Source organism: Paraburkholderia sediminicola (assembly GCF_046026895.1).
Classification (GTDB): Bacteria; Pseudomonadota; Gammaproteobacteria; order Burkholderiales; family Burkholderiaceae; genus Paraburkholderia; species Paraburkholderia sediminicola_C.
In genome coordinates this window covers 24,302-33,689 of record NZ_JAQQEU010000076.1, presented here as the reverse complement: position 1 = coordinate 33,689, position 9,388 = coordinate 24,302, and the positions used below count along the sequence as shown (strand labels likewise).

Below are 9,388 nucleotides of genomic sequence, written 5' to 3'. Positions count from 1 at the left end.
AAGCGCACTAAAATGACCGCTTTCCGCCCTTACGCGCGTCCGTGACCGGCGCATCGCCACCATGCAACATTTCGCGTCCGACAACTACGCCGGCATCTGCCCCGAAGCGCTCGATGCGCTGATCGCCGCCAACAACAGCGGCCACGAGCCGGCCTACGGCGACGACTCCTGGACCAATCAGGTATGCGACCGTCTACGCGAACTGTTCCAGACCGACTGCGAAGTCTTCTTCGTGTTCAACGGCACGGCGGCCAATTCGCTGGCGCTTGCGTCGCTGTGCCAGTCATATCACTCGGTGATCTGCCACAAGCTCGCGCACATCGAAACCGACGAATGCGGCGGCCCTGAATTCTTCTCGGGCGGCTCGAAGCTGCTGACCGCGCCGGGCATCGGCGGCAAGCTCACGCCGGACGCGATCGAGACGCTCGTCACGCGCCGCGCCGATATCCACTACCCGAAGCCCAAAGTCGTCACGCTGACGCAATCGACCGAAGTCGGCACCGTCCACAGCGTCGAGGAAGTGCGGGCGATCGCGGCGATCGCCAAGCGGCGTCATCTGAAAGTGCACATGGACGGCGCGCGTTTCGCCAATGCGGTGGCGGCACTGGACGTGCATCCGTCGGAGATCACGTGGCGCGCGGGCGTGGACGTGCTGTGTTTCGGCGGCACCAAGAACGGCTTGCCGGTGGGGGAGGCGGTGGTGTTCTTCGACCGCGCGCTTGCCGACGATTTCGCTTACCGTCTGAAGCAGGCCGGTCAACTGGCTTCGAAGATGCGCTTTATTTCGGCGCCGTGGCTCGGCCTGCTCGACAACGACGTCTGGCTGCGCAATGCGCGTCATGCGAATGCGATGGCGCAATTGCTGCAAACGCGGTTGCGGGAAATTCCCGGCGTGAGCATCATGTTCGAGCGGCAATCGAACGCGGTCTTCGCGCAGTTGCCGCCGCAGGCCGCGAAAGCGATGCGCGCGCGCGGCTGGAAGTTCTACGAGTTCATCGGCGCGGGCGGTTGCCGGCTGGTGTGCGCGTGGGACACGCAGCCGGAAACGGTCGAGCGTTTTGCGGCTGAAGTGCGTGACCTGTGTGTGGCATGAATGAGTTGAGAAGCGGCGGGCTGCTGAAGCCGCAGACAAAGCCACTTGACGGCGGCGCGTTTAGCTTGAGGCGGGGTCGTGCGCTGAACGTGGCGGTGACCAGACCAAATATGGCGTCGGTGCCGGTGCTGGAAAAAACGCTTACGTCTACGTTGTGCGTTGATATTGAACCTGAGCATCGAACCTGCTGGATGACCTGAATGCAAGAACAACTCGCCGCACTCCACCGCGACGCACCGGCGACATAAAAACCAGCGCGCCAAACATAGTCAGACGAGACAAACGACACAAACGACACAAACGAGACGCCCCCCACGCCATGACCGAACACCGATTCTGTCCGCGCTGCGCCACGCCGTTGACTGAGCGCGCCGATCCCGAACACGCAGGCGGCCGTGTCCGCCAGAGCTGTCCCGCTTGCGGCTACGTCCACTGGAACAATCCGCTGCCGGTGGTGGCGGCGATCGTCGAATACGAGGGCAAGATTCTGCTGGCACGCAATGCCGCGTGGGCCGAGGGCATGTTCGCGCTGATCACCGGCTTCCTCGAAAACGGCGAGACCCCGGAGCAGGGCATCGCCCGCGAGGTGCTCGAAGAGACTTCGCTGCACGCGGAGACGGTCGAACTGATCGGCGTGTACGAGTTCATCCGCAAGAACGAGCTGATCATCGCGTATCACGTGAAGGCGTACGGCACGATCGCGCTGTCGCCGGAGCTGCTCGAATACCGGCTGGTCGAGCCGGCAAAATTGCGGCCTTGGCGGGCGGGCACCGGCCAGGCGCTCGGCGAATGGATGCGGCGGCGCGGCTTGCCGTTCGAATTCGTCGAGCGGCCGGGTCAATAGGCGACGCGGCAAACCACGCAGCAACGCAGGCAGAGAATCACGCAACCAGGCACGTAGCAAACCACGCAACGGGTGCGCCGCAAAGCGGACCCGCGAGCCGCAAGCGACGCACCGCGCACTGCTTCGCTCGATGCGCCGGTCAACGAGTTCACGTTCGGGGAGAAGCAACGCATGGCATACATCTACTACCTGACCCACATCCATCTGGGCTACGACACGTTGTCGCAACTGCCGTCCGAATGCGCGCGGATCGGTATCGAGCGGCCTTTGCTGATCAGCGACAAGGGCGTGGTGGCGGCAGGCATCGTCCAGCGCGCGCTCGACGCGCTGAAGCTCGGCGACGTGCCGCTTTTCGACGATACCCCGTCGAACCCGACCGAGGCGATGGTGCTGGCGGCCGCGCAAAGGTATCGCGACGAAGGCTGCGACGGACTGATCGCGGTGGGTGGCGGTTCATCGATCGATCTGGCGAAGGGAGTCGCGATCGCGGCCACCCATGATGGCCCGCTCACTCAATACGCAACCATCGAAGGCGGCAGCGCGAAGATCACCGACGCCGTCGCCCCGCTGATCGCGATCCCCACCACGGCGGGCACCGGCAGCGAAGTCGCGCGCGGCGCGATCGTGATTCTGAACGACGGCCGCAAGCTCGGCTTTCACTCGTGGCATCTGCTGCCGAAATCGGCGCTTTGCGACCCCGGCCTCACGCTCGGACTGCCACCGGGCCTGACCGCGGCGACCGGCATGGACGCGATCGCGCATTGCATCGAAACCTTTCTCGCGCTGGCCTTCAATCCACCCGCCGACGGCATCGCGCTGGACGGGCTGGAGCGCGCGTGGGGCAGCATCGAGCGCGTCTGCGCGGACGGCGATGATCGTGAAGCACGCCTGAACATGATGAGCGCGTCGATGCAAGGCGCGATGGCGTTCCAGAAAGGACTCGGCTGCGTGCACTCGCTGTCGCATCCGTTGGGCGGTCTGAAGGTGAACGGCCGCACGTCGCTGCATCACGGCACGCTGAACGCGGTCGTCCTGCCCGCGGTGCTGCGCTTCAACGAGAGCGCCGCCAGCGTGATCGCCGAGCGCCGCTACGCCCGCATGCGTCGCGCGATGAATTTGCCGGAGCATGCGGATCTCGCGCAGGCGCTGTTCGACATGACCGCGCGGCTCGGTTTGCCGACGGGGCTCCGGCAGATGGGCGTCGACGAGAGCATGTTCGACAAGGTTGTGCAGGGCGCGCTCGCGGACCATTGCCATCGCACGAATCCGCGCGAGGCCACGGCCGACGACTACCGTCGCATGCTGATCGAATCGCTTTGACGCCCCCAACCGCCGGACGCCCACGCTCTCATGAACAAACCCGCCCCAGCCCCCCGCGCCGCGTATCCGCATTTCCTGCCGATCACCACCCGCTGGATGGACAACGACGTCTACGGCCACGTGAACAACGTCGTCTACTACAGCTATTTCGACACCGTCGTGAACGAGTATCTGGTCCGCGCGGGCGTGCTCGACTTCGAGCATGGCGCGACGATCGGGCTGGTGGTCGAGACGCATTGCAGCTACTTCGCGCCGCTGGTGTTTCCCGAGCGCGTCGAGGCGGGGTTACGGGTGGCGCGGCTGGGCACGTCGAGCGTGCGCTACGAAGTGGGGCTCTTCAAGGAAGGCGACCCGCAACCCGCCGCGCAGGGGCACTTCGTGCACGTCTACGTGGACCGCGTCACGCGCCGTCCCGTGAACCTGCCCGCCGCTCTGCGCGCGGCGCTCGAACCGCTGAGCGCCGCCGTGCAGGCGGAATAGGCGCGTGCAGTCGTTCGTCATCAATCTGCTGAACGGCGTCAGCTACGGCCTGTTGCTGTTCATGCTATCGGCCGGCCTGACGTTGATCTTCAGCATGCTCGGCGTGCTGAATTTCGCGCATGCGAGCTTCTACATGCTGGGTGCGTACGTGGGCTTTTCGGTGGCGGCGCGCGCCGGGTTCTGGAGCGCGCTGGTGATCGCGCCGCTCGTCGTCGGTCTGCTCGGCGCGGCGCTGGAGCGCTGGCTGTTGCGGCGCGTGCGCGTGGCCGGCCATTTGCCGGAATTGCTGCTGACGTTCGGCGCCGCGTACCTGCTCGGCGAACTGGTCAAGCTCGGCTGGGGCTTGAACCCGCTTTCCGCAACCACTCCGCCCGTGCTCGACGGTCCCTTGTTCACCCTTTACGGTGCGGCTTTCTCGCGCTACCGGGCGTTCATGATGGCGGTGTCGCTGGCGATGCTGGCGGTGTTGTATGCGGTGCTGCGCGTGTCGAAGGCGGGGCTGATCGTGCGCGCCGCGCTGACGCACGCGAGCGCCGTCGAAGCGCTCGGCCACAACGTGCCGCGCGTGTTCACCGGGGTGTTCGCGTCCGGCACGGCGCTCGCGGCGCTGGCCGGCGTGATCGGCGCGCCGCTCTTCGTGATCGAGCCCGCGATGGCCGAGTCGCTCGGCTCGATCGTGTTCGTGGTCGTGGTGATTGGCGGGCTCGGCTCGTTGAGCGGGGCGCTGGCGGCGTCGCTGCTGGTTGGCTGCGTGCAGACGCTGGCCGTGGCGAGCGACGTATCGCTGGGAGACGTGTTGGCGCTGGCGGGCGCGTCGGGGCCGCCCGAATGGGATGCGCTGACGCTCGCGCAACTCGCGCCGCTGATGCCCTATCTGCTGCTCGTCGCGATGCTGGCGCTACGCCCGCGCGGGCTGTTCGGGAGGCACGACGATCATGCATAAGCGAGGCGGGGCGTCTGGATCGTCCACGACGCCGGCGCTGCCGGCTTCGGCGGCGGCCACCGCCGCGCGGCCCGCGGCGCCGGTCCGCGCGGCCTGGCGCGCTCTCGCGCCGTGGCTCGCGCTCCTGATCTTCCTTGCCGTGCCGCCGTTCATCTGGCCGCAAAGCTGGCTGCTCGCCTATCTTGCGCAGAGCGCAACGATGATCGTGTTCGCGCTCTCATACAACCTGCTGCTCGGCGAAACCGGACTGTTGTCGTTCGGTCATGCCGCTTATGCCGGGCTCGGCGCGCTGGCCGCCGCGCAGGTGTTCAACCGCAGCGGCGTGCCGCTCGCGCTGCTGCCGCTGGTCGGCGGGCTCGGCGGCGCGTCGTGCGGCGTGGTGTTCGGCTTCATCTCGACGCGGCGCGCCGGCACCGCATTCGCGATGATCACGCTCGGCCTCGGCGAGCTCGTGGTGGCGGCCGCGTGGGCGCTGCCCGACTGGTTCGCCGGCGCGGCGGGCGTGGCGATCGATCGCACCAACGGGCCGCCGCTCGGCAGTTGGCGCTTCGGCCCGGCGCGCGAGGCCTACGCGTTGATCGCGCTATGGTGCCTGCTGGCGAGCGCGGCGATGTTCGCGCTGTCGCGCACGCCGTTCATGCGGCTCGCGAACGCGGTGCGCGACAACCCGGCGCGGGCCGCCGCGATCGGCTGCTATCCGCGGCGCGTGCGCTATGGCGTGGTGGTGTGGTCGGCGTTCTTCGCGGGCATTGCGGGGACGCTGGGGCTGATCAATATCGAACTGGTGTCGACGGAAAGCGTCGGCATGGCGCGCTCGGGCGCGGTGCTGATCGCTACGGTGATCGGCGGGCCGGCGGCGTTCTTCGGGCCGGTGGCGGGGGCGATCGTGCTGACGTTTTTCAGCGTCGTGGTGGCGAGCGTCACGCGGGCGTGGCTGTTCTATCTGGGGCTGTTCTTCGTGGTCGTCGTGGCGGCGTCGCCGGACGGGCTGGCGGGCTTCGTCGAGCGGCACGCGGCGCGCCTCGCGACGTATGGCTGGCGGCGGTGTCGCGCCGCCTATCTGTGGGGCGCGCTCGCCGTGTCGTGGTGGTGCGCGGCGCTCGTGCTCGCGGTGCAATGGGCTTACGCCGCGCAGTTCGGTGCGGACGAGGGCGAGGTGTTCAGCGTCGCGGGTGTGTCGCTGGATCGCGCTACGCCTGCGCTTTGGCTCGGCGCCGGGGTCCTTTTGCTGGCCGTGTCGGGTGCGCTCGCCGCGCGTTACGCCAGTCGCGCGCGAGCGCGCATTGCCGGTCCGTCGAGCACGACGCAAACAGCCGGAGTCCGCCGATGATCCCAGCTCTGGCCCTCTACGGCATCGAAAAGCGCTTCGGCTCGACGCGGATTCTGCGCGGCGTCGATCTCTCGGTCGAGCCCGGCGAGCGCCATGCGCTGATCGGCCCGAACGGCGCGGGCAAGTCCACGCTGTTCAATCTGATCGCCGGCGGCACGCGGCCGAACGCCGGGCGCATCGACCTGTTCGGCGCGGAGATCACGCGCCTCGCGCCGGCCGCGATCACGCGCCGGGGCCTCGCGCGCAGCTTCCAGAGCACCAGTGTGTTCGCGCGGCTCAGCGTGTTCGACAATCTGCGCTGCGCGGCGCTGCTGGCCGAACGCAAGCGCGCGCACTGGTGGCGGCGCTTCGCCGGCTCGCGAATCGTCGATACCCGCGCCGAACAGGTGCTCGACGCGGTGGGCCTGAGCGCGCGCCGGGACGTGCGGGCCGGCACACTCAGCTATGCCGAGCAGCGCGCGCTCGATCTCGGCATTGCGCTCGCCGGCGGCGCGCACACGTTGCTGCTCGATGAGCCGACCGCCGGCATGAACCGCTCGGAAGCGGCGCGCGCGATCGAACTGATACGCGAGGCGACCGCGGGCCGCGCGCTGCTGATGATCGAGCACGACATGGATGCGGTCTTCGCGATCGCGGACCGGATTTCCGTGCTGGTGCAGGGGCGCGTCATCGCGAGCGGCGCGCCGGCCGCGATTCGCGCGGATGCGGCGGTGCGCGACGCGTATCTCGGCGCGGGGTTCGGTGCGGGGTCAGGCGTATGAGCGGGTTGCTCGACATTCGCGCGCTCAACGCGTGGTATGGCGCGAGCCAGGCGCTGCACGGCGTCACGCTGCGTATCGAGCCGGGCGAAGTGCTGGCGCTGGTCGGGCGCAACGGCTCCGGCCGTTCGACGCTCGCGCGGGCGATCATGGGCCTCGTGCGCAGCGAGGGCGAACTGCGCTTCGCGGGCCGCTCGCTGGACGGTCTGCGCACCTTCGAGATCGCGCGCCTCGGCCTCGGCTACGTGCCTGAGCATCGCGACGTGTTTCCGGCTCTGAGCGTCCACGAGAATCTGCAACTCGGCGTCGCGCCGCGCAGTCGCGGCCCCACGCCGCGCTTCACTTTCGACGACGCGTACACGCTTTTCCCTGTGCTGGGCGAGCGCAAGCGCACGCGCGCCGGGGCGCTGTCGGGCGGCGAGCAGCAGATGCTGGCGCTTGCGCGGGCGCTGCTCGGCGATCCCGATCTGCTGGTGATCGACGAGCCCGGCGAGGGTCTCGCGAGCCTCGTGGTGCAGCAGGTCGCCGGGTGTCTGCGGATGCTGCGCGAGCGCGGCGTGGCGATGTTGCTGATCGAGCAGCGCCTCGTGATCGCGCAGCAGATTGCGAGCCGGGTCGCCGTGATGGGGCATGGCGAGATCGTGTTCGACGGCGAGATCGGGGCGTTCCTGACGCGCTCGGACGTGATGCGGGAGTGGCTGGGCGTCGGCTGAGCGGTGGTGTTCAAGCTGGCCTTGCCATGGCCACGCCGCCGAACGTTGCGCTTATCCGATGATGGATGCCGGCGGCGGTTCGAGTGTGGATCAGGCCGTCAGGAAATAGCGGAAGTACCGGCGCGAAGGCAGGGCATTGCACGGCGAGTTTCTACGAAGCGCGCCGTGCAAGACAAATAATCAAGCGTCCTTATTAATGATCCACTCATGCGCCGGATCGTTGCGGAAGTGCCAGACCCGCTGCCCACCGGCCATCACGTTCAAATAGTACGAATCGTACCCATACGGCACGACCACCGGGTGATAGCCGCGCGGCACCATCACGACATCGTGATCTTCCACCGCCATCGACTCGTCGATGTCGCGCATGTCGGTGTATACGCGCTGAAACGCGAAGCCCTGCGGCGGATCGAGCCGGTGGTAGTAAGTCTCTTCGAGCGAGCTCTCGTGGGGGACGTTGTCGGTGTCGTGCTTATGCGGGGGATAGCTCGACGCGTGTCCGCCAGGCGTTCTGACTTCGACCACCAGCAGCGATTCCGCGGGCTCGGTCTGCGGAAGAATATCGCACACGTAGCGCGTATTCAGTCCTTTGCCGCGCGTCGAGCGCTTCATCGTAGCCGGCTCGATCAGCCGCGCCGGATACTCGCCTTTGGCCGGCGCGCTCGCCACGCCGACCTCGGCGTCGCGGCACGCGCGCACCGTCGCGCGCACGTTGGGCGGCAAATACACCGCATACGGCGCGGCATCCTCGAACACGCTGTCGCGCGAACCGAGCGAGCTCCACGTGGTGTCGGCGGTTTCGATATCCACCGCGCCAGTGAGCACGACGATGCACACCTCGCGCGATCCTTCGAGCACATGCACGACTTCGTTCGCGCCCAACCGGTACGCGGCGAATCCCACATAGCGCCAGCAGGCGGACTGCGGCGTGACTCGCGCGATTGTCTGGCCTTCGCGCTGCGCCTTGACCAATAGACTCATGCTGCCTCCTGCACGTTTGTGTCGGTAGCGTCGAGCGGCGCATCGACCAGCGCGCGCAACGTCCTATAGCCTTTCTGTGCGTACTCGAACGACGGCGCCACCACCGGGTCCTGTTCCGCTTCGACCACCAGCCAGCCGCAATAACCATGCCGCTTCAGCCGGGCAATGATGGCCGGAAAATTGACCGCGCCGTCGCCGGGTACGGTGAAGGCTCCGGCGATCACCGCGTCGAGAAAACTCCAGTTGCGATTGCGCGCGAGTTTCATCACGGCGGGGCGCACGTCCTTGCAATGCACATGGCACACCCGCGCGATATGTTTGTCGAGCACGGCGAGCGGATCGCCGCCGGCAAACGTGATATGCCCGGCGTCGAACAGCAGCCCGACGGCGTCGCTGGTGCGCGCCATCAGCTGATCGACGTCGGCGGGCGTCTCGACATACGCGCCCATGTGATGATGATACGCAAGGCGCACGCCACGGCTTGACGTATAACGCGCGAATTCGTCGACGCGCGCCGCGTACGCGGCCCATTGGGCGTCGCTGAAAAGACGCGGCCGTTGATAGAGCGGCTGCGGTGCGCCCTGAATCGAATCGGCGACTTCGCCATACACCATGGCCGTAGCGCCGTTTTGCGCGAGCAGTTCGAGATGCGGGCCGACCGACGCGATCTCGTCTTCGATGCTGCGTTGCGCGAGCCGCCCGGAATACCAGCCGGACACCAGCGCAAGATCGTATTGAGCGAGCAGCGTCTTCAACGCCTGCGGTTCACGCGGAAACTTGTTGCCGAGTTCGAAGCCCTGATAACCGATCTGGCGGCCTTCCGTCAGCGCCACATCGAGCGGCGTCTCGCCGCCCAGCGACGGCAGATCGTCGTTCATCCACGACAACGGGTTGATGCCGATGCGTACGTCGAAAGCAGTCATGCG

At 67.3% G+C, this 9,388-nt stretch carries 10 protein-coding genes; 8 read left to right on the top strand and 2 right to left on the bottom strand.

The genetic code is table 11. The features are described from left to right. The first annotated feature begins 61 nt into the window (after nucleotides 1-61). The 8 genes from PQR02_RS33040 (at nucleotide 62) to PQR02_RS33005 (ending at nucleotide 7,481) form a co-directional block, all read left to right on the top strand. Nucleotides 62-1,093 carry a threonine aldolase family protein gene (locus tag PQR02_RS33040; RefSeq protein WP_408241672.1) on the top strand — a complete coding sequence of 344 codons (1,032 nt, stop codon included), beginning with the start codon at nucleotides 62-64 and terminating at the stop codon, nucleotides 1,091-1,093. Between the two features lie 319 nt (nucleotides 1,094-1,412). Further along, the gene (locus PQR02_RS33035) at nucleotides 1,413-1,937 is read left to right on the top strand and encodes an NUDIX domain-containing protein (protein WP_408241669.1); all 525 of its coding nucleotides are present in this window, start codon (nucleotides 1,413-1,415) and stop codon (nucleotides 1,935-1,937) included. A gap of 171 nt (nucleotides 1,938-2,108) precedes the next feature. After that, complete coding sequence (gbd, locus tag PQR02_RS33030; protein WP_408241666.1) at nucleotides 2,109-3,257, top strand: 4-hydroxybutyrate dehydrogenase; 1,149 nt, start codon at nucleotides 2,109-2,111, stop codon at nucleotides 3,255-3,257. Between the two features lie 30 nt (nucleotides 3,258-3,287). Beyond that, nucleotides 3,288-3,737 carry an acyl-CoA thioesterase gene (locus PQR02_RS33025; protein ID WP_408241663.1) on the top strand — a complete coding sequence of 150 codons (450 nt, stop codon included), beginning with the start codon at nucleotides 3,288-3,290 and terminating at the stop codon, nucleotides 3,735-3,737. A 4-nt stretch (nucleotides 3,738-3,741) separates the two neighbouring features. After that, the gene (locus PQR02_RS33020) at nucleotides 3,742-4,680 is read left to right on the top strand and encodes a branched-chain amino acid ABC transporter permease (RefSeq protein ID WP_408241660.1); all 939 of its coding nucleotides are present in this window, start codon (nucleotides 3,742-3,744) and stop codon (nucleotides 4,678-4,680) included. Further along, nucleotides 4,673-6,010, top strand: coding sequence for a branched-chain amino acid ABC transporter permease (locus PQR02_RS33015; protein ID WP_408241657.1), 1,338 nt, complete (start codon nucleotides 4,673-4,675; stop codon nucleotides 6,008-6,010). Before PQR02_RS33020 ends, PQR02_RS33015 begins: the two co-directional genes overlap by 8 nt. Continuing rightward, the gene (locus PQR02_RS33010) at nucleotides 6,007-6,771 is read left to right on the top strand and encodes an ABC transporter ATP-binding protein (protein WP_408241654.1); all 765 of its coding nucleotides are present in this window, start codon (nucleotides 6,007-6,009) and stop codon (nucleotides 6,769-6,771) included. The genes PQR02_RS33015 and PQR02_RS33010 overlap by 4 nt, the downstream gene beginning before the upstream one ends. Next, a complete protein-coding gene (locus PQR02_RS33005) occupies nucleotides 6,768-7,481 on the top strand; it encodes an ABC transporter ATP-binding protein (RefSeq protein WP_408241651.1) in 714 nt (237 codons plus the stop codon). Before PQR02_RS33010 ends, PQR02_RS33005 begins: the two co-directional genes overlap by 4 nt. A 180-nt stretch (nucleotides 7,482-7,661) precedes the next feature. Here the strand turns inward: PQR02_RS33005 and iolB are convergent, their stop codons facing one another. Together iolB and iolE are read right to left on the bottom strand one after the other, a co-directional pair. Beyond that, nucleotides 7,662-8,462 (bottom strand): 5-deoxy-glucuronate isomerase, encoded by an 801-nt coding sequence (gene iolB, locus PQR02_RS33000; RefSeq protein ID WP_408241648.1) that lies wholly within the window; start codon nucleotides 8,460-8,462, stop codon nucleotides 7,662-7,664. Then, nucleotides 8,459-9,385, bottom strand: a complete 927-nt coding sequence (gene iolE / locus PQR02_RS32995) for a myo-inosose-2 dehydratase (protein ID WP_408241645.1) — start codon at nucleotides 9,383-9,385, stop codon at nucleotides 8,459-8,461. Before iolE ends, iolB begins: the two co-directional genes overlap by 4 nt. Nucleotides 9,386-9,388: the final 3 nt, after the last annotated feature.

What these genes read in the sequence shown, in the direction of transcription:
- PQR02_RS33040 (WP_408241672.1), top strand. Translation starts at nt 62, where the DNA reads ATGCAACATTTCGCGTCCGACAACTACGCCGGCATCTGCCCCGAAGCG.
- PQR02_RS33035 (WP_408241669.1), top strand. Translation starts at nt 1,413, where the DNA reads ATGACCGAACACCGATTCTGTCCGCGCTGCGCCACGCCGTTGACTGAG.
- gbd (WP_408241666.1), top strand. Translation starts at nt 2,109, where the DNA reads ATGGCATACATCTACTACCTGACCCACATCCATCTGGGCTACGACACG.
- PQR02_RS33025 (WP_408241663.1), top strand. Translation starts at nt 3,288, where the DNA reads ATGAACAAACCCGCCCCAGCCCCCCGCGCCGCGTATCCGCATTTCCTG.
- PQR02_RS33015 (WP_408241657.1), top strand. Translation starts at nt 4,673, where the DNA reads ATGCATAAGCGAGGCGGGGCGTCTGGATCGTCCACGACGCCGGCGCTG.
- PQR02_RS33010 (WP_408241654.1), top strand. Translation starts at nt 6,007, where the DNA reads ATGATCCCAGCTCTGGCCCTCTACGGCATCGAAAAGCGCTTCGGCTCG.
- PQR02_RS33005 (WP_408241651.1), top strand. Translation starts at nt 6,768, where the DNA reads ATGAGCGGGTTGCTCGACATTCGCGCGCTCAACGCGTGGTATGGCGCG.
- iolB (WP_408241648.1), bottom strand. Translation starts at nt 8,462, where the DNA reads ATGAGTCTATTGGTCAAGGCGCAGCGCGAAGGCCAGACAATCGCGCGA.
- iolE (WP_408241645.1), bottom strand. Translation starts at nt 9,385, where the DNA reads ATGACTGCTTTCGACGTACGCATCGGCATCAACCCGTTGTCGTGGATG.